General features: G+C 50.6%; 19 protein-coding genes. 18 read left to right on the top strand and 1 reads right to left on the bottom strand.

What is annotated here, in order from left to right; all coding sequences use genetic code 11:
• Positions 1 to 45: 45 nt before the first annotated feature.
• The 6 genes from NSQ46_RS16145 (at position 46) to NSQ46_RS16120 (ending at position 6,143) form a co-directional block, all read left to right on the top strand.
• On the top strand, positions 46 to 942 hold the full coding sequence (locus NSQ46_RS16145; RefSeq protein ID WP_342573959.1) for an ABC transporter permease subunit: 897 nt from the start codon (positions 46 to 48) through the stop codon (positions 940 to 942).
• A gap of 1 nt (position 943) precedes the next feature.
• On the top strand, positions 944 to 1,810 hold the full coding sequence (locus NSQ46_RS16140; protein WP_007131283.1) for a carbohydrate ABC transporter permease: 867 nt from the start codon (positions 944 to 946) through the stop codon (positions 1,808 to 1,810).
• Positions 1,811 to 1,851: 41 nt separating this feature from the next.
• The gene (locus tag NSQ46_RS16135) at positions 1,852 to 2,601 is read left to right on the top strand and encodes a glycerophosphodiester phosphodiesterase family protein (RefSeq protein ID WP_251535012.1); all 750 of its coding nucleotides are present in this window, start codon (positions 1,852 to 1,854) and stop codon (positions 2,599 to 2,601) included.
• A gap of 169 nt (positions 2,602 to 2,770) precedes the next feature.
• On the top strand, positions 2,771 to 3,355 hold the full coding sequence (locus NSQ46_RS16130; protein ID WP_342573957.1) for a TetR family transcriptional regulator C-terminal domain-containing protein: 585 nt from the start codon (positions 2,771 to 2,773) through the stop codon (positions 3,353 to 3,355).
• 138 nt (positions 3,356 to 3,493) lie between these two features.
• A complete protein-coding gene (locus tag NSQ46_RS16125; protein WP_342573954.1) occupies positions 3,494 to 4,711 on the top strand; it encodes an MFS transporter in 1,218 nt (405 codons plus the stop codon).
• A gap of 178 nt (positions 4,712 to 4,889) precedes the next feature.
• On the top strand, positions 4,890 to 6,143 hold the full coding sequence (locus tag NSQ46_RS16120) for an MFS transporter (RefSeq protein ID WP_007131287.1): 1,254 nt from the start codon (positions 4,890 to 4,892) through the stop codon (positions 6,141 to 6,143).
• 66 nt (positions 6,144 to 6,209) lie between these two features.
• Here the strand turns inward: NSQ46_RS16120 and NSQ46_RS16115 are convergent, their stop codons facing one another.
• On the bottom strand, positions 6,210 to 7,013 hold the full coding sequence (locus NSQ46_RS16115; protein WP_007131288.1) for a phytanoyl-CoA dioxygenase family protein: 804 nt from the start codon (positions 7,011 to 7,013) through the stop codon (positions 6,210 to 6,212).
• A gap of 178 nt (positions 7,014 to 7,191) precedes the next feature.
• On the opposite strand from NSQ46_RS16115, the gene NSQ46_RS16110 reads away from it, so the two are divergent.
• From NSQ46_RS16110 to NSQ46_RS16055, 12 genes are all read left to right on the top strand, one after another.
• The gene (locus NSQ46_RS16110) at positions 7,192 to 7,992 is read left to right on the top strand and encodes a helix-turn-helix domain-containing protein (protein WP_144868452.1); all 801 of its coding nucleotides are present in this window, start codon (positions 7,192 to 7,194) and stop codon (positions 7,990 to 7,992) included.
• A 100-nt stretch (positions 7,993 to 8,092) separates the two neighbouring features.
• Entirely contained in the window at positions 8,093 to 10,600 is a 2,508-nt protein-coding gene (locus NSQ46_RS16105; protein ID WP_341342015.1) for a WG repeat-containing protein, read from the top strand.
• A 289-nt stretch (positions 10,601 to 10,889) separates the two neighbouring features.
• The gene (locus NSQ46_RS16100) at positions 10,890 to 12,206 is read left to right on the top strand and encodes a hypothetical protein (RefSeq protein ID WP_144878925.1); all 1,317 of its coding nucleotides are present in this window, start codon (positions 10,890 to 10,892) and stop codon (positions 12,204 to 12,206) included.
• Between the two features lie 246 nt (positions 12,207 to 12,452).
• Positions 12,453 to 13,412: an AAA family ATPase gene (locus NSQ46_RS16095; RefSeq protein WP_144878926.1), complete on the top strand. Its 960-nt coding sequence runs from the start codon at positions 12,453 to 12,455 to the stop codon at positions 13,410 to 13,412.
• Between the two features lie 10 nt (positions 13,413 to 13,422).
• Positions 13,423 to 14,055, top strand: a complete 633-nt coding sequence (locus NSQ46_RS16090; RefSeq protein WP_007131293.1) for an RNA ligase family protein — start codon at positions 13,423 to 13,425, stop codon at positions 14,053 to 14,055.
• A 251-nt stretch (positions 14,056 to 14,306) separates the two neighbouring features.
• Positions 14,307 to 15,110 carry a hypothetical protein gene (locus NSQ46_RS16085; protein WP_144868462.1) on the top strand — a complete coding sequence of 268 codons (804 nt, stop codon included), beginning with the start codon at positions 14,307 to 14,309 and terminating at the stop codon, positions 15,108 to 15,110.
• A 30-nt stretch (positions 15,111 to 15,140) separates the two neighbouring features.
• Positions 15,141 to 16,202, top strand: coding sequence for a suppressor of fused domain protein (locus NSQ46_RS16080; protein ID WP_341033486.1), 1,062 nt, complete (start codon positions 15,141 to 15,143; stop codon positions 16,200 to 16,202).
• A 27-nt stretch (positions 16,203 to 16,229) separates the two neighbouring features.
• Complete coding sequence (locus NSQ46_RS16075; protein ID WP_341033485.1) at positions 16,230 to 16,784, top strand: hypothetical protein; 555 nt, start codon at positions 16,230 to 16,232, stop codon at positions 16,782 to 16,784.
• Positions 16,781 to 17,077 carry a metallophosphoesterase family protein gene (locus tag NSQ46_RS16070; protein WP_251535001.1) on the top strand — a complete coding sequence of 99 codons (297 nt, stop codon included), beginning with the start codon at positions 16,781 to 16,783 and terminating at the stop codon, positions 17,075 to 17,077. Before NSQ46_RS16075 ends, NSQ46_RS16070 begins: the two co-directional genes overlap by 4 nt.
• Before the next feature lie 189 nt (positions 17,078 to 17,266).
• Positions 17,267 to 18,175: an alpha/beta hydrolase gene (locus NSQ46_RS16065; RefSeq protein WP_342573947.1), complete on the top strand. Its 909-nt coding sequence runs from the start codon at positions 17,267 to 17,269 to the stop codon at positions 18,173 to 18,175.
• 219 nt (positions 18,176 to 18,394) lie between these two features.
• The gene (locus NSQ46_RS16060; protein ID WP_251534999.1) at positions 18,395 to 19,291 is read left to right on the top strand and encodes a YafY family protein; all 897 of its coding nucleotides are present in this window, start codon (positions 18,395 to 18,397) and stop codon (positions 19,289 to 19,291) included.
• A gap of 14 nt (positions 19,292 to 19,305) precedes the next feature.
• Positions 19,306 to 20,133, top strand: a complete 828-nt coding sequence (locus NSQ46_RS16055; RefSeq protein ID WP_251534997.1) for an NAD(P)H-binding protein — start codon at positions 19,306 to 19,308, stop codon at positions 20,131 to 20,133.
• The last annotated feature ends 11 nt before the right edge of the window (positions 20,134 to 20,144 follow it).

Below are 20,144 nucleotides of genomic sequence, written 5' to 3'. Positions count from 1 at the left end.
CGGGAGTGTTATTTTCCAGACAGGCTTAAATGGAGGAGTGCAGTAATGAATGCGTACTGGAAGAGAGCATTTCCGATCTATTTCATGATCTTGCCGGGTTTTCTCTTTTTTATCATTTTCAAGTATATCCCGATGATCGGGATCTCCATTGCATTTATAGATTATAGCCCCTTCAAAGGGATAACTGGAAGCGAGTGGGTAGGACTTCATTATTTTCGCAGATTATTCGCTGAAGGCGATTTCCTGGTGCTGCTCAAAAATACGCTGCTGCTTAATCTGCTTGACGTTGTGTTCTTCTTTCCGGCCCCCATTCTAGTCGCCTTGCTCCTTAATGAAGTTAGAGCGAAGCGCTTCAAGACGGCAGTTCAAACCATTCTGTATGCCCCTAATTTTATTTCCTGGGTCGTCATCGTCGGCATTACCATTCTGCTATTCGCAACCGGCTCCGGAGGGATCAATCAGATTCTGGACAATTGGGGGCTTGGCCCGCTGGAACTGATGACGGATCCCCAATACTTTCGGTGGGTGTGGCTGCTGCAGAATATTTGGCAAGGTGCGGGCTGGGGAGCGATCATTTTTCTCGCTGCTTTGTCTACCATTGACCCCACCTTGTATGAGGCGTCCACGATCGATGGCGCGAACCGCTGGCGCAAGGTCTGGCATATTACGCTTCCCGGCTTGCGAAACGTAATTGTCATCATGTTTATATTACGGTTCGGCCATATCATGGATCTCGGCTTCGAGCATATTTTCTTGCTCCAGAATCCGATGAATCAAGACGTTTCCGAGGTATTTGAGACGTTTATTTACAAAACGGGCCTGATCCAAGGTGATTACAGTTACTCAACGGCTGTCGGATTATTTAAATCTGTTGTCGGATTGGTGATGGTATGGTTCGTTAACCGGCTGGCCAAACGAATGGGGCAGGAGGGAGTTTTTTAAAATGCGGCACGAAAAAGGCCTTGACCGGTTATTTACGATTCTTGTGTATTTCATACTTATCCTTGCGGCAGCCATGGCGATCTTTCCCTTGTTTTACGTGCTCTCCGTTTCCTTCTCAACAGAAATTGAGTATTTAACGCGCGGGTTTTTCGTGATCCCGAAGCAGTTCACCCTGGAAGGATACATGTATTTATTGGGACATCCCGGGTTTACCTCCGCATTTCGAAATGCGGTTATTCTTAGCGCGGTTGGAACGGCGCTGAATATTGTGCTGACCTCCCTCATGGCATACGGATTGTCCAAGCGGTGGCTTAGATTTCGCAGTTCCTTGAATTTTATGGTGTTCTTCACATTGTTATTCTCGGGCGGAATGATCCCAACCTATCTGGTCGTGCGGTCTCTCCATCTTTTAGACAGCTTCTGGGCGATTTGGTTAAGCACCGCAATAGCGCCGTTCAATGTTATTGTGATGCGAAGCTTCTTCCAGTCCATGCCTTCCGAGCTTGAAGAATCGGCCAAAATCGACGGAAGCGGGGAATGGCGTTTGTTTTTGTCGATTATCGTCCCGCTCTCCAAACCCGTGATCGCTACGTTTACGTTGTTTTATTTGGTAACCAATTGGAATACGTATTTTACTGCGATTCTTTATTTAAACGATGCTGACTTAATGCCGCTTCAAGTATTCCTAAGACAGATGCTGGTTGAGGACGATCCTACAATATCCAATGCGTCCAACGTCATGTATAAGTACACGCCTGCAGCCAAAATGGCGGCGATTATTTTAACAGCCTTGCCGCTGCTGGTGATCTTTCCGTTCTTGCAAAAGCACTTCAATAAAGGAGTAATGCTGGGATCGGTTAAAGGATAAGTAGCAGATTAAATTAATATCGATACGAGGTGAGCAATAACATGATTAGTAAACCGAAATATGTAGCCCATCGCGGATTAAGCATGTTCGCACCTGAGAACACCATTGCAGCATTTGAATTGGCCGGCAAATCGGGCTTCTGGGGGATTGAATGCGATACTTACTGCACGACGGATGGTCGCTGGGTTGTCCATCATGATCGGACCGTCGACCGAATGACGAACGGGACGGGGAGGACTAAGGATTTTACGTTTGAGGACATTCGCAAATTGGATATCGTTGCAGGTAACGGAATTGACGACTACAATGGCTTGTACATTCCAACGCTTGAGGAAGTGATGTCTGTCTGTTTATTCTATGGCATGCACGCTTTCATCGAGATCGAGGAATATCATCAAGAACGGGATTTGGAAGTGCTCATAGAGCTTGTGCGCACCGCGGGCATGGCGGATCAAAGCAGTTTCATATGTTTCAATGCCGATGATCTGTTCAAGGTGCGGGCGATTGATGAAACGGTGCCGCTTGGCTTTTTGTCAGCCAAACCACCTGTTGCTGAAGACCTGCAGCTTATTGGCCGATTGCAGCCAGCTTTTCTAGATTACGACTACCGGACAACGACGCCCGATGACGTACGTAACTGCATCAAGGCTGGAATTGACGTCTCGATCTGGACCGTTAACGAAAGAGAGATATCTCGGCAGTTTGAAGAAGCGGGAGCCACATATATAACAACCGACACGATTTTGTGGAAAACGATGGAGCCAGATAATCTTTCCACACCGAAGAAATGACGGAAGCCAAGAACGTACATGAACAAGAAGCCGTGATCTCCACGGCTTCTTAGTATTTAAGGATAAAGAAACTCAATGAGCCAAAGTATGCGGAAAGCGGATGTTTGAAAAAATACTGGAATGTTCGTTCCGCATCGTTTATACTCGTGTTGAGAAGGAGGAGGTATGAATGGGACGGACCAAAGAATTTGACCGTGAGCAGGTGCTTCGCAAGGCGATGATCGTTTTTTGGGAGAAAGGATACGAGGGGGCAAGCATCCCGGATTTATTGCAATCCATGGGATTAAGCAGATCCAGCATGTACGAAACGTTTCAGGATAAACAGACGCTTTATTACGAGGCCATCCAGCAATACAAAAAAATGTCGCAAAAAAAACGCGATCTGATGATCCATGCTCCTTCTGCGATCACCGGGATCCGCCAATATTTTGAGCTGCATATTACGAACGCATTTGCGACGCACGGTGAAGCTTATCCGCACGGATGTCTGATTACGAACGCTTCCGTGGGTCTGGATGCCATGGATGAGCCCTTGCAGAATACGATTCGCCAAAGCTTTACGGAGCTGGAGCAGCTGTTCTATGAGAAATTAAAAGAGGGCCAGGAAACGGGCGAAATTTCTCCCGAGAAAGATATAAAAATGTTATCGTTCCTGCTGCTTAATCTCAACCATAGCATCAACGTGATGGCCAGGATCCAAAGCGACAGCGACAAGGTCCGCGATATGATGAACGCCGTGATCGAGTCGCTGTAGAGCTTTTTTTTTCACCATACTGGAACAATCATTCCGAATGGATCTCCCTCTTGCTAAAGCATAGAAGGGGAACTTCTTCTCAAACTGGAATAATTGTTCCGATATTCTTGTTCGATCATTCTTATAAGGAGTGTTACTATGAATGAAAATAGATACACAAAGGGAAAGCTGGCGAATTCGCCATCGCCCTGGATTATGCTGATTCTTGCTGTTGCATGCGGCTTGATTGCAGCAAATCTTTACTACACGCAGCCATTAGTTGAGTCCATTAGCTCATCTATAGGATTATCTTCAGGAGCAGCAGGGGTCATTGTCACGCTGACCCAAATCGGCTACGGGATCGGCTTGCTGTTTATCGTTCCTTTGGGAGATCTGCTTGAAAACCGCAAACTGGTGGTTGCGCTGCTGATGCTGACGGCCATCGTTTTAATCATTGCCGCCACTGCCCGAAATGCCGCTTTGTTTCTAACCGCCTCTTTGTTTATCGGTGTGGGGTCCGTCGCGGCTCAGATCCTGGTCCCTTATGCAGCTCATCTCTCCCCGGAGGAGACGAGAGGACGTAATGTCGGTAATGTCATGAGCGGGCTGCTGTTAGGAATCATGCTGGCCCGCCCGGTATCGAGCTTGGTGGAAAATTATTTCGGCTGGCACGCGATCTTTATGATGTCTTCCGCCTTACTCTTCCTACTCGCTCTGGTTTTAATCAAAGCACTGCCGGCAAGGAAGCCGCAAACGACCGAACGCTATCCGGCAATCATCTCATCCATGCTGCGGCTGCTCAAAACGACGCCGATTCTTCGTCGCAGGGCGCTGTATCACGCTTGTTTGTTCGGGATGTTCAGTCTGTTCTGGACAACGGTTCCGCTTGTATTAACAAGCCCGCTATATCATTTTTCCTCTGCAGGCGTTGCGTTGTTCGCTTTGGCGGGAGTATCAGGCGCGGTCGCAGCGCCTCTGGCCGGCCGCTTTGCGGATAAGGGCCTGATCCGGCCTGCAACCGGAATATCCATCGCGCTGGTGCTACTATCCGGACTTCTGCCGATTGTCTTTCCTGGCGGTTCTTTGCTCTCGATCGTGATCCTGGTGCTTGCCGCCATCCTGCTGGATATGGGCGTGTCCGCCAATATGGTGTTGGGACAACGCGCGATCTTCTCGTTGGGAGCCGAGGTGCGGAGCCGGCTGAACGGCTTGTATATGGCGATCTTTTTTGCCGGGGGGGCCATAGGCTCTGCTGCCGGGGGATGGGCCTACGCTATGGGCGGGTGGAGGGCGGCGATGTGGCTTGGCGTCTTTTTCCCGGCTTTGGCAATGCTATACTTTTTGACGGAACGAAGGGTGCGGGAAGACAGCAAATAAAATGCGATGCATGTTTTTAACAAGAGGTTATAAGATAATATCTTGGAAATAATCTGTAGGATGTATGGGTATGGATCGCAGGTGGCAATATTGAGCAATCAAGAAGAAATGTCTCCTCTCGATACACGCTATAATAAGTGTAATTTCCGTGAGAGAAATCATATGAAAGGGTGGGACGATGTCGGAAACCGAAGATGCTCAGAAAATCCATTGGAAAAGAAACATCATTCTCTTTTTAAGCAGCCAGACGCTCTCGCTGTTCGGCTCTGCCTTGGTGCAGTACGCCATTATGTGGCATATTACGCTGACGACACAGTCAGGCATTATGATGACGCTGTTCATTATTTGCGGTTTTATACCGACGTTTCTACTATCGCCGTTCGCAGGCGTATGGGCGGACCGGTTCAATCGAAAATCGCTCATTATCATTGCGGATGCCATGATCGCGGTGGTAACGCTCATCTTGGCCATCACGTTTTTGCTCGGTTACCAAGCCGTATGGCTGCTGTTTGTCATCGCCGCGGTACGCGCACTTGGTGGAGGTATTCAGACACCCGCTGTCGGAGCGATATTGCCTCAAATCGTACCTCAGGATAAGCTAACCAAGGTGAACGGCATTAACGGAAGCTTGCAAGCGCTCATGATGTTCGTTGCGCCTATTGTCAGCGCTGCTTTGCTAACGATGGCTACGATCGAAATGATTTTTTTCATCGATGTCGTTACAGCGGCGATCGCGATCTTTATCTTGTTCTTTTTCCTTAAAATCCCGTTGCATAAAAAGGCAGCTGACACGCAAAACACAGGCTATCTCGACGACTTCAAACAGGGCTTGGTGTATATTGGACAACATGCCTTTCTCAAATCATTCTTTATCTTTTTTGCCATCTTTTTCGTGCTTATGGCACCTGCGGCATTTTTGACTCCGCTGCAAGTCACACGAACTTTCGGAGACGATGTATGGCGCTTGACCGCGATCGAAATCGCGTTTTCGGTAGGCATGATGGCAGGTGGGGGGATTATTGCGTCTTGGGGCGGCTTCAAAAATAAAGTCTACACGATGGCGATTGCCAGCCTCGTGATGGCATTGTCCACATTCGCGCTTGGCATCGTCCCAGTCTTCTGGTTGTATCTAGCCATTATGGCTGTATTCGGGGTAGCCATGCCTGTCTTCAATACGCCGACGACCGTCATGCTGCAGGAGAAGGTGGATGAAAACTATTTAGGACGGATCTTTGGCGTCTTTGGAATGATCTCGACTTCCATGATGCCGATCGGGATGTTGATCTTTGGACCGCTTGCCGATGTGGTCAAAGTCGAATGGCTGTTGATCGGTACCGGATTGCTTATGCTCGTGCTGACTGTATTCTTCGCCCGCAACAAGCGATTGGTCGAAGCGGGGAAGCCGCTTGTGGTCGCAAACGCCCCTGAGTAAGTATCGGATATCCATTCTAATATGAAGCCCGCAAATGCTCAGGCATTAGCGGGCTTCATTACTGACTCAGTGATAGGCCGGCGTTTCGATGCCGCAGGGGCCTCCGTCAGGATTGCCTTCGAGCTCAAGCGTAGTCCCGTCGGCACGGTAGAGCGGATTATACCAGCGCGAAATTTTGTCGGCACTGGAGTTGGCGTAGTGACAAATGAACGCCCGGCGGAATCGGTCCTTTGATTTGTTGCGGTATGAGCCGTGTATCAGATTTCCGTTGAAGAACAGCACATCACCTGGATCCATGACGGCCGGCACCGGCTTCTCGTCTTTTGGCGGTTTAACATAGTGCGTTGTGAACGATTCCTTAGAATCCGACACATCGGGACAGACGATCTCGTACGTGTTCGTTTTCGGCACAAGCAGCATGCAGCCGTTCTCCTCGTCGCACCGGTCGATCGCCGTCCAAGCGGCGATGCAGTTGCCCGGCTCAACCTTCAGATAGAAGTTGTCCTGATGCAGCGCCTGTCCTCTGGAACCCGGAGGCTTGTAGTAGAACATGCTCTGTGCTGCGTAGGCTTCCTCGCCGTACAGGTCCTCGAGAATCGCCATGACGCCGGGATGTAGCATATACTTCATGGCCACCGGATTGAACCGGTGCGGATGCATGACACGGGGGAACCGCTTCAGCGGGTCGGACCGGTCCGCATTCAGATCCGGTTCGAAATGGCCCGGGATCGTTGTTTGTCCGATCTCATCGAAAGTCAAGCGGATCTCATTGACCTCTCCCGGATGAAAAACCTCTTTAACGATTAGATAACCTTCCGTTTCAAATTGCTTCATTTGCTCTGTGGACAACGTTTTTAACACCTTTGACATATTGACTGCTCCTCTCCGAGATGAATTATCTACAGTTTAATGGAAGAGAACGCAGGCTTGAAGTCGCATTCATGCTCATAACAGGTTGGATTCTGCTATCCTGCTGGACAGAATGTGCAGAACACCTTATTTTATCAGGAGAAGGAATCAAGGAATATTCTTATGGGAGGAGAACGCATTGGTTGAAAACCAACAGCAAAATGGAGCTAAAGACGGGGGGATATTGATTGGTCATTTCCGGGAGAACGAAGAATATTCGATGACGCGCTCGAACGGAATCGATGACTGGCTCATCTTTTACACGATCGAAGGGGGAGGGTATGTGCGAACCCCCGCGGGTGAGAAAACATGCGGCCCGGGTGATGTCGCAGTCATACGCAGAGGAGTGCCCCACACGTACGGGACGACGTCGGGCGGGATATGGCATTTCATGTGGGCGCACTTCCAGCGGCTGCCGGAGACAACGCTGCTGCCCGATGACGAAGTATCGGTCTGCAAAATGCCGAACGGCACCATGCAGCGACGCGTGCTGCGGATATTCCGGACGCTGCTGCATGATTTCCGCGATCGCGGGAAGCTGTGGCAGGAGCTGTGCGAGAATCAACTGAGCAGCGTGCTCCTGCTTGTCGCCGAGCAGCTTGCAGATCGGCATGACCCAAGGGTTAGCCAGGTGCTGCGCATTCTATCCGTTCGGATGCAGGAGCCTCTGACCATCGATGAGCTCGCAGCTGCGGTGAGGTTGTCAGCTTCTAGGCTATCTCACTTGTTCAAAGCAGAGACCGGACAGACGATCCTGGAAACGTTGAATGGCATGCGTCTTGAGCAAGCTGCGCTGCTCATGACCCACGCCGGCCGCACGGCAAGTGAGGCGGCAGTCGATGTTGGCTTTCAGAGTTACAATCATTTTGCCGCACTGTTCCGCAAACGTTACGGCGTCGGCCCGGCGAACTATCGCAGAAAAGGGTCGGCTGCAAACTAAGAAAGAACTGGGATTATGTCACTACTCCCATGAGGGCATATTTGACCATCGTCAGCATACGATTAGGCGAGACTGCTTCTGAGCAAGGGAGGATACCCAAATGACCGTTAACGATCAGCAGCTGGCGCAAATCGCTAAAGCCTATCTGCCCCATGGTGCTGAGCTTGTCACCATTGGAAAGCCTATGGAGCATGCGGCAGTTATCGCTGCCGACATCACGGGAGATCGGATTCCCGAAATAGCCGGTGTATATCGATGGAATGATGAGCTTTATCTGTTTGTGCTGCAATACCGCAATGTCGGCTATGAGGTCATGGCCAATATCATGGGGCAGGGGTATGCGGTCACTTTATTAGGTGCGGTCCCTGTGATGGCTCCCGGCAAGAACCAAATTATCGTTGGCTGGCAGGTTGGCTCCATCTGGTCCAAATTATCAATTTACGACTGGACATCGGAGGGACTTAAGGATATCGCACCTCCTGAAATGAGTTACAGCTATATCGATGTGTTGGATATCCCGGGAGGTTCGGGACCTGATGGCCAAGCTGAAATTGTGTTATGGATACACGATACGGGCGAAGCCTATCGAGTCGAAGTCGTCAGGTGGAGCCAAGGAAGGTTTGTGACCGCGCCGGATGTTTACCCTCATTACTTTCCTGTTGTCGTAAGATACTACGAGAGGCTGACGCAAAAACATCCGGATTATTCCTTCTATTGGTATTACTTGGCGGATGCCCAATATCGGGCGGGGATGCCCGAGGCAGCTTTGGCGTCGGTTCGCATGGCACTCCGTTTCCCGGAGCCTTACCCTATGCGCGAAACGCTGTTAGAGCTTGAGAGCCGGATCAAGCAAATGCTGGCCGGCAGGTGGGAGCCCCGGCAGCCGGTCGGATTATTTCCGGCTTCCGTAAAGACCACGAGTGGAACCAAGTGGGGATATATTGATCGCAGCGGAAAATTAATCATACAACCAAAGTATGAGGATGCACAGGATTTTCAGGATAATGGACTTGCCATCGTAGGGATGCACGGCAACTATGGTCTTATTGACAGATCTGAACGTTATGTAGTGGCACCCATATATCAGTCCATTAGTCCGTTCTCGGAGCATCGGGCGATTGTGATCGATCATCAGGGATTTAAAATGATTGACGAACAGGGAAATGTGCTGACACGACGAGCATATCCGTACATTTCGGTACTGAAGGAAGGCAGGGCGGTTTATTATGTAACCGATCAGGGCAGCGGTAATGGAGCGGCCAGCCGATACGGATATCTTGATGCAGAAGGTCGGGAGGTGATACCTGCCCAATTCGAGGAAGCAAATGATTTTGCCGATGGGAAAGCCGTTGTGAAGATAAAAGACAACCATTACGCCCTCATAGATCCCCATGGCCGGCGATTGGCCGACTATCCATTTGCCTATGTCGGACCGCTTGGCGATGGGCTGCTGGCTTTTCAGCAGGATCCAAATGGCAAATATGGTTACATCAACGAGCAGGGGAATATCGTTATATCGCCGACGTACACCTCGGCATTCCCGTTTCATCAAGGCAGAGCGATCGTGAACACGGCGGAGGATTACAGGTGGAAGTACGGGGTCATTGATTCACAAGGTAAATGGATCATCCAGCCGGAGTATAACGATATTCGGGATTTGAATGAAGAACGGTTTGCGCTTGGGCGTGCAGTTGATCCCGAACAGCCGTATATTGGTTCGATCTATGCCATTGCAGATTGGGAAGGGAAGAGACTTTCTGAATTTATGTATCGTGATGTCTCGGACTACCAGCACGGCTTGGCTTCGGTTTATGACGGGAAGCAGACGTATTTCATTGACCGTACAGGACACCCCGCCCCAGGATATCCTCGAGTGGACGGCAGCGGTTCGCTCACGCTGGAACCCGGAGGGCTAATTAAGGCATTGGTCGATCAGCGCTTGTCTTACCTGGACCGGTCAGGTCACGTCATATGGAGACAGAACACGGTAATTCCCCTGAACCCGCCTTATCAGGTTAGGGAAGAGAAGTATAAACCCAATCCGGATTACTTAGTCTATTATCCACAGCTCGAAGGTATGAGGGATCAAGCAGCTCAGCAAACGTTGAATACGAAGCTTAAAGACATGTCGCAGGTGAAGTACATTCCTCCGAACCAACAGCTGGATTACTCGTACACGGGTGATTTTGACGTTATTTTCTACAAGCACCAGCTTCTTGAACTGGAGCTCACCGGATACAACTATCCCTTCGGTGCCGCTCATGGCATGCCTTCCAAAGTGTTTGCCGCGATCAATCTTGACAATGGGAGGATCTATGAATTGAAGGATTTGTTTAAGCCGGGCAGCGATTATGTGAAGGAGCTCAGCCGCATCGTTGGCAAGCAGATTCAAGAGGATCCGCAGTATTCGTATGTATTTCCGGATAGCTATAAGGGAATTGCGCCGAATCAGCCCTTTTACGTAACCGAGGACGCGCTGCATCTTGTGTTTGCCCCCTATGAGATCGCTCCTTATGCCGCTGGTTTTCCGACATTCACGATTCCATTCACTCAGATCATGAACATCATCAATACCGAGGGTGAGTTCTGGAGAGCATTTCATTCTTAGGACTTTATACTCAATTATCAATTGGGTGGCCGTGTTTAATGCTTATCCCAGATGGAGGGTTGGAGGAGGAATTGTTAGAGTACAGTCACAAAAATACAAGGGATTCCCCTTAGGCGCTGACTTACCCGATCGACCCATTCCTTATCCGTTCATGCGTATGTAGGATCTCCCGCCATTCTGAATACTTTGTACCTACCGCTTCCTTGCTTTTCCAGTGTATCATGAAAAGATGGTCATAATGCTGCGGCATGAACACAGCTTCATGATGTACATAGGGAGACGATTGGATATGAATTGGTTGAACACAGAGATAGCACAGCGTTGGCGGACAGAAGGAAAGAGATACGCTTCCGAGATCAACGAATATGTGCGCATCGGCATGGAGAACGGTTGGCCAGAAGAGCTGCAGCCCCCTGAGGATGATCAGCGCAGAAGCATTGCCGGGGATATTCTTCGCATGATTCAGGGCGCCAATCAGGCTGGGGAAACAAAGAGGCTGCGCGAGGAAATTCCGCCGGCATCTTGGCCGATCACGTCCGAGTTTGGAGATCGGCTGCAGCCGATAGACCCGTTGACCTTTTTACGGGATGGGAGCTTGCTGGTCCATGCCGGCGGCCAGAGAACACGCGGGACGCTTTATTTGGCGCATGGGGAGCAGCTGACCACGGTACCGGATGCAAACTTTTCCGGAGGCTCACGGGATGGCGCATATGTGGCGCTTGTCAATGAAGAAGGCATTCGGGTTGTCGAAGGGATGACCGCCGATTCGGATGGAGCGCAGGTTGCCGTGTATCCGTGGGAGGAAGTGCAGAGCAAGCTGAAATTGGCGCTTCCGAACCTCGAATCCCTTGCCGATGTGGAGCACCCCGAATATGTGGTCGATGAGCTGATCCCTTTTGACGGGGGAAGAAAGCTGCTGCTCGTTTGCGGATACGGCATTTATTTGGTAGATCACGAGGGCGGGGTCGAACTGCTTAATCCTGAACATGCGGATCTCATCGAGTACGAGGAAGAGGATACGATTGTGGATATGGCTCACGGAGATGTTTCTCCTGATGGCCGGTGGCTGGCTTACGGCTCGCAATCCAGTTCGCATTTTTTGAAGGACCTGCAAAGCGGAGAGGTACATGCATTTGAACCGGCGTCAAGCTATCCGCACTTCGCGCGGTTTTCGAAGGATAGCCGCGAGGTATGGTATAATGCGTGCCATTTTTACAACGGGGCGACGTTCAAAGTGCCGCTGACGGAGGACGGACAGGAGAGCTACGGCGATATCGAGAAGGAATGGCCTATGATGAATGAAGAAATGCGGGTGTACGCGGCTGCCTCGCTGAAAGATGGATTCATCCTCGGAGATGCCTACGGCTATCTTAAGTATATCGATAGAGATGGCCGAGAGATCTGGCGGTATTTCGTCGGCAGCACCATATTTGGCATGACTGCTTTCGCGGATGAATCGATGCTGGCTGTCGGCACATATGGGGGCATGCTCCATCTACTGAAGCTGGATAGCGGCCAAAAAAGCGAATACAGCATTGGAACCGCAAATGTTATAGAGACGGATCGCTGGGTGCTGTGGCGGGATCAGGAGCCATTGCGCTGGTAAGAAGATTCAATTTGGTCCGGAGTGCGATAACAATTGAATGAAATGAAAACTGCACCAATGCAGAAGGAATAGACACGTAAATTTTGCGGGATAGCAAGCCCCTCTATTTTTGTTCAATCGGCGAATGAATGTGTTGTATCCTTTCATTCGCCGATTTTTTTTGTTTTCATGTGGAGGGCTGCCTGTATTTTTGGGCGGAAATGGTTGATTTACTATCATTCAGCACACGGAAAGGAGGTGATGAAGATGAACACCATTCATATGCTGGCCGGCATTCCCGGCAGCGGTAAAAGCCAATACGCGAAAGAATGCTGCAAACGGGAAAGAGCCGTACTTGTAGCGACGGACGCCATCCGGGAAAAGCTGTTCGGAAGCGAGACACGGCAGAAGAACACCTACCGGATTTTTGATGAAGCTTTTGCCGAGATTGAGCAGGCGCTTGCGTCCGGGAGAAACGTCGTGTTTGACGCTACCAATGTTGCCCGCAACCGAAGAGTTCAATTCCTGAAGCGATTTAACAAGGTTCCGGTGGAATGCCATGTCTGTAACACGCCCTACGAATTGGCCAGGGAACGGGTGCAGGCGAGAAAGCGTAAAATCGAGGACAAGGTCCTTGAGAAGTATGCCAAAAACTTCGAGTTTCCCTTGCTTGCCGAAGGCTTCAATCAGCTGCATATCGTCCATACGCCGGCAGATGTCGGACTTGAGCGGGCCGAGCTGGAGCAGCTTCTTGAACGGAAGCCGGGTCATGACGAGCTGTTTGCTTACTTGCGCCATTCTCCTTATTTCAGCGTGATGCTGGGATATGACCAGGAAAATCCCTATCATTCCAAAACCTTGTCCGAGCATACGCATGCCGTTCTGGAGTATATCCATGCGTTTTACGAAGGGGAGCATATGCTTGAGATGCAGCTGGCGGCTTTGTTTCACGATACAGGCAAACCCCTTTGCAAGGTATGGAAGCCGAACCGGGGATATTACTCATATTTTGGACACGAGCATGTATCCGCAGGGATCGCCTGCCATGTTCTGAAGGAACTGGGGTATGGCGATGATTTTATTTTACATGTGGTGAACATGGTGAGCTTCCATATGGAGATTCTGCACGGCGGTGATGCCGGGGCCTCCAAGATCTACCATCTGCTTGGCGGCCGGATGCTGGCAGAGCTGTATTTCTTCGCGGAAGCGGACACGTTCGCCAAATAGAGGTGATGAGATGAATAAAGTGAAATATCCGAAAACAATGCATTTGCCGTGGTCCAGAAGCTATACGGACGATGATAAAATTTTGCGGAGCACGGACCATTTTGCCGGACAAGAGGTTGTCATAACCGAGAAAATGGATGGAGAGAACACAACGATGTACTCGGACTTCATTCACGCGAGGTCACTCGACAGTAAAGACCACTCTTCCCGGCACTATGTGAAGACGCTGCACGGAGGAATCCGGTATATGATTCCGGAAGGGTACCGGCTTTGCGGGGAGAACGTATATGCCAAGCATTCGCTGCTGTATACATCCTTGCCCGGCTATTTCATGCTCTTCTCGGTTTGGAACGACCGCAATATCTGTCTTTCCTGGGATGAAACCGAAGCATGGGCGGAGAAATTGGGGATTCCGCTTGTTCCGGTTCTGTACCGCGGAGTGTGGAGCGAGGAAGCCGCCAAGCAGTGCTACACGAAGCAGTCCCGATGCGGCGGAGAGCAGGAGGGCTACGTGGTACGGCTCGCCTCAGAATTTCCTTATGAGGACTTCAAGCGCTCGGTCGCCAAGTTTGTCCGGAAAAATCATGTGCAAACCGACGAGCACTGGCTCAGCAAGCCAGTTGAGCCTAATGTTTTGGCCTAGGGTGTAAACGAGAGAATAAGCACGAAGACAGCAATAACCAAAACGGATGAGGAGGGTTTATCATGTAATTCGCTCGGAATTCCTAATGATTATTCGATCATGGGTCAATTCGTTGAATCCGACATACATAAAGATAATGACAATTGCCTTTGCACGTTTATCAATGAGAAACTATGGGCTGCATAGAGCCTTATATCGAAATACATACTACATAACTTTTCACAATTGCGGCAAATACGGAGGTGGTTGCTTTGAGTACGGGCATCGCGATTTACGATACGGAGAAAATAACAGCGCCCGAGGCACTCGAGATCGGGCTGTCTTTTTTTGAGGCAATCGGCGTCAGCGTGAACTCTGCCACGTATTATAGACTATTAAGCAACGGTGATCATGAAGGAGATCACGATCTGTTCGAGATTTCCCCGGATCGTTTAAGAGAGAACGTGTTAAGAGGAGAATGCGATGCGTTCTGGCTCTATCACGAGCGAAAAGGCTCGGTTCCTTGGCATGCCGCATTCAGCAGGCAAACCGGTGAATTCGGAAGTTTTCCTCATCTTACCGCATTTTGTGAATGTTCACTTGAAGAAGCTTACGCCTCGCTCACAGCGTGGCTTAAAAGCTTGGCGAAGCGGTTTCCCCGCTTTGCTTACGGGATTGTCTATTCCACGGAAAAAATGACTAACGCATATCTTTATGCGGCAGGGAATAGCGGGGTGACGCTGTTCCCGTACGAGAACGGTTTCGCATTTAGCAAAGAGACTCCGGGACTGTATAAGGGTAAGGGGCGGTATTCAGGGGAATTGCTGCGGATGGTTTACCCATGCAACCTGGTGAACAGTCGCCATTTACATATCGAAATCGGCGGAGTAAAGCTGGGAGTATGGATTACGGGCAGTCGGGAACATGGCAAGCTAACGAATATCGGAAAGGAACATTGGCTGTGGGAAGTGGAGACAACGCATCTTGACCAGATAAATCAATTATGCGGAGAAGCTGGATTTCTGGTGGCCTGGAAGCCTCGACCACTGAAGAAGCCGCAACGAAAGCTGCCCTGACCAGGGTAAATACAAAATGGAGGGAACAAGATGAACGAAGAAGCAGTTACAACCGGCTGGGATGCAATTGAAGAGCAAATGAAAAAGCTATATGGGGCCCAGGAGCCTAAGCACTACGGTACGGTGATTCCTTATATGTTGGGTGGTAAGGATCCGCTGGACGGTCTGAGCGCCTACAAAGCGGAGAACCCGCTGCCGCATTGGCATATCGTGACGTTCGGCTTTTCCGAGCTTTATGAGAAAGAGTCGGAAAATAAGGAGTATAGCGGATATGGATTTGAACTTACGTTTCGGGTGGCGCGCACGGAAGACGAGGAAGAGCCGCCGATGTGGGCGCTGAACCTGCTTCAGAACATGGGACGGTATGTTTTTAGCAGCGGGAACGTTTTCGCCTCCGGCGATTACTTGGATGCCAACGGTCCGATTTGTTTAGGAAGCGATACTCAGTTAACCGCGCTTGCCTTCGTAGAAGATCCTGAGCTCCCTAGCGTCGTTACGCCTAACGGAAAAGTTGAGTTTTTGCAAATGGTTGGAATTACGGAGGATGAGCTCGAGGCGATGAAAACGTGGAGTACTTCGGGCGTATTGGGTGCCAGCCAAACGAACCTTCCCGGGTATATCACCGATTTGTCCCGAGACTCCCTCTTGCGGATCCCTTCCATAGCGGAAACAGTCCAAAGAGGTTTGGAGCAGGAAGGTTCGAATACCGGATTTTTATTTGTGGATCAATTGGCTTGGGAGCCCGGCAAAAGCCGGCTGTTTAGCAAGACGCCGACCGTGCTCACCTTGGGGGCAAAGCAAGCGGGAACGGTCGGCAAGCTGCTTCGCGGAAGGCTTCTGAAAGGAAAGGACTTGACATTGGCAAGCCAAGACTTGAGAGTTGTGTTGGAGCCTGGTGCGGAAACCGGCTACGAAGCAGGAGAGCAAGAAGTACGGCTCAGGCTGGATGAAGCGACTGCGGACGAGCTCTCGCGAAAACTGCTTCCGAAGGAAGACAGAATCGAGTTGACTGCTTATAAAGGATGTATCATTCAAGTCGTTAAAACCCATATCAAGGACCAAGATGGTAACGTCGTTTCCACCATTGGGTAAAGCGTAAAATCAGGAGTTGAGGCTGCAATGAAATCACGTCGCAAAGGGGAGGCTCGGCTGAACGTGGTCAGCATCGCGGAGGAGCCGGTCGAGCAGCTGCCTTATACGGCAGCCGCTCCAGGGAGCAGAGGGGTCATCTATGGATATTTACCGGTTTATTTTGGAGGGATGCTTGGGCTTCCGGATGAAGTAGACGCACTAATCCTAGCTTCGGATCTGCAAGGCGTCGCAGGACACTTATCTGCTGATGAAATGCATAGCTCGCGGCTGATCGGCGAGGAGCTGCCCGAAATGCTGGCCTTGCTGCTGGAAAGCTATTGTCCCCAGTGTGATCCTGAACGTATCGTCGTGCTTCTGTGTGGTGACCTGTACGGCGACCCGGCTCAAAGAGGTTCAAGCGGCGATCCGCTTCCGGTGTGGGAAGCCTTTCGCTCGCATTTCGGCACCGTGCTTGGCGTAGCGGGAAATCACGATATGGTTACGGCAGAAGGGAAAGCAAGGCTTGCTGCAGCCCCGGGTATTGATTTTTATGACGAGCCTAGAACGGCGCTGCATAGCGGGTTGCCGGGCTGGGCGGTGTGACAGGAAGAGCGGGCAAGCCGAATCGGATGTCGGAGGAAGAGTACATAGGCGAGCTACAAAAACTGCTCCGACGCAATCCGGATGTGCTTATGCTGCATCAGGGTCCGGATGTGCCTGCATTCGGGCTTCCCGGCCATGCCGGAATCCGGCGAGAGCTTTCGGCTGGGCCTCCGTTGCTTCTTTGCTGCGGGCATGTCCATTGGGACCGGCCAATGGCGGAGCTGGACAACGGCACGCAGGTGATCAATACCGACGGGAGAGTGCTGGTGTTTGCCGCTGCGGAGTTGGATTAAATCGAAAAGTCTACTTTTTCAAGCGGCTTTCGAGAATAGTACACGCGCAAAGCTAACCTCAAGAAGCTTGCCGTAGCTGCCGATAGAGCACATCACCGTAAAAAAATGGTGAAGCTGATTTAACTTCGCATAAAAATGATCAGTCCTAGCAGCCAGGTGGTCATTATATAGAAGGAAGAGGAGGTTTCATTGAAGGGTACCTTCATCAAAATACGTGGGAAAAGCTTGTATGTCGAAATTCACGGGAACGAGGAATCTCCCCCGCTTTTGTACCTCCACGGAGGACCAGGAGAAAGCTGTTATGAATTCATGATACATCAGGCAGATCGTCTCTCGGAAAAACTTCGGCTAATTAGTATGGACCAACGCGGCGTTTGGCGATCCGAAGCAATCGAGGAAGACGAACCCTTAACCATTTATGATTTGGTGGAGGATTGCGAGCAGCTTCGTAGACAACTGGGGATACAAAAATGGGCGGTTCTTGGGCATTCATTCGGCGGATTATTGGGGGTGCTTTATGCTATCCATTATCCAAACTCTGTATCGTCCTTGATCTTGGAAGGCCCATCATTTGATTTAATAAAATCAATCAGAAGCTGGCTGCGCAAAGCTGCAAGCCTGTATGAAAGCATTGGCGATGCTGAAAAAATGGCAGCCTGTATTGACATCGCCAACGGAGCTCAAACGCCGCCAGAAATCTTGGATGCTTTTATTGAGCTAGGTCAGGGACTGGGAGATTTAAGAATGAAGGTTTATACTCCGAACGGTGGCAGCAACTACACCAAGATGATATATTCGGAACGTGAGAGGGAAGAGTTTGGAAGAAGGACGAATATTCATGTTTCGAAAATTTTTGCCGAAGGACGGATATTCGATTCATTACTTCCCAAGCTTAAAGAACTGACATTGCCTGTACTCTTGATCAAAGGCCGGCATGACCCCATTATTTGCGAAGAGCAGACTGATTCATTTGTGAATGACGTCAGAAACGGGCATTTAAAGGTATATGAAGAAAGTGGTCATTTGCTTCACTTTGAGGAACCGGAAAGATTTGCGATGGATGTTATCCAATTTATATTAGAATCCAATCATAACTAGTTTTATACCGCAGCGGCAGTCTGAAGTTAGTGACTGCCGCTGTTCAACTTTTACCTGCAACATTCGTTTGATCCGAGAGGTAGAACAATAATCCGGGTGCCGCTTGAAGTAAAAATAATTGCGGCCGATTTAATCCTGACAACCATGTTGTCAGAATTCGTCAAGTAGGATCATAGCTAGATGATCCGAAATAGTTCATCGACAGAGGAGAGGATCACCGTGAGACTGGAGCGTTTGCTTGGAATGACGCTTGAGCTGATGGCCAAAAAAAGAGTGACCGCAACGGAGCTAGCCGCCAAGTTTGAAGTATCGGTGCGCACGGTTTATCGTGACGTCGAGTTAATCAATCTGGCCGGAATTCCGGTCGCATCGTTCACCGGCGCAGACGGCGGATTCGAGCTGATGGACGGATATTTTTTGACAAGGCAGCACTTCTCAGTCGACGATCTGTCGGTCATCTACACGCTCTTGAAGGCGATGGAAGGTTCGATGGGAGGCGCCGTAGCGCCTGCGATGCGGAAGCTGGTCAGCCTGCATCCGGGCCTGGCGAACGAAAGCAACCGCGAGGCGGTTATTTTGAGCATGAGCGCATCGGAGAGCGAACGTGATAGGATTCGGCAGCTGTTTCAGGCAATCCGGCAATCGCGCATCGTTCGACTGGCATACACGAGCGCATCCGGCACACCGTCCGAGCGCAGCGTGGAGCCGGGAAATTTGCTCTGGGAGAAAGGTGTCTGGTATTTGGAAGGGTACTGCAGGTCACGCCGAGGGAAACGGTATTTCCGCATCTCGCGGATTACGGAACTCCAGGTGATGGGAGAAACGTTTATACCGCAGCCCCTACTTGATGAGCCGGAACAGGAAGAAGTGCATGGGATTCATGCGCATCTTCGATTCGACCTAGCGGTACGTACTCGCGTACTGGAGCAATTCCCGGGAGAATGCACGTATCAGGGCGATTGCGTTGAAGTTCGCACGATCTTTTATAAAAAAGAGTATGCATTGTCGGTCATCACGAGCTACGGGACAAATGTTGACATCATATCGCCGGAAGACCTTCGGCGCGACGTCATCGCGCATATCGAAGCCATTCGCCAACACTACGCGAAACCATGAGGAGGAGATCGGATATGACGATTCTGGTAACAGGGGCAACAGGTACGGTTGGACAGCATGTGACGGAGCTGCTGTTGAAACAAGGCGCATCCGTGCGCGCATTAACGAGAAATGCGGAGCGGGCGAGAAAGAAGCTGCCGGACGGCGTGCAGATCGCCGAAGGCGATTTGATGAAGCCGGGTACGCTGAAGGATGCATTGCAGGGGGTAGAGGCAATCTTCCTGATCACTTCAAGTGACGAACCGAACGCGGATCTTAACACGGACCCGGAGATGGTGGAGCTCGCGAAAGAGGCTGGTGTAAAGCGCGTTGTCGTTCTGGTCGGCTATGAAGAGGGGCCGGTCGAGGCAGCACTTAGAACAAGCGGCATGCAATGGACGCTGGTGAAGCCTGCAGAATTTATGGCCAATGCCTTGGTGGATTGGCGCGATACGATCCGTTCGGAAGGCGTTGTCCGGGAGTTTTATGGAGATGCTCTCAGCGCGCGCGTGCACGAAGGAGACATTGCGGAGGTTGCGGTCCTGGCCCTGCTTGAGGATGGACATCACGGACGCAGCTATCCGCTCACCGGACCCGAAGCGCTTACGCGTAAGGAGGCAGTACGGACCATCGCTGCAGCGATTGGCAAGGAAATCCCGTTCGTCGAACTGAGAGAGGAAGAAGCAAGGCAGCAGTGGCGGCAGCAGGGGTATGACGAGGAGAGCGTCGAATTTTTCGTGCAGATCGCGAAAAATCCGCCGGAGGCTGGATATACGGTGCTGTCGACGGTCCAGCAGGTGCTCGGGCGGCCGGCGCGTACGTTCGCCGATTGGGCAGCCGAGCATAAACGGGAGTTTCTATAAGAGATTGGAGG

The sequence above is a fragment of the Paenibacillus sp. FSL M8-0142 genome, assembly GCF_038597315.1.
Lineage (GTDB): Bacteria > Bacillota > Bacilli > Paenibacillales > Paenibacillaceae > Paenibacillus_AQ > Paenibacillus_AQ lactis.
This window is presented reverse-complemented; position numbering and strand designations above follow the sequence as displayed.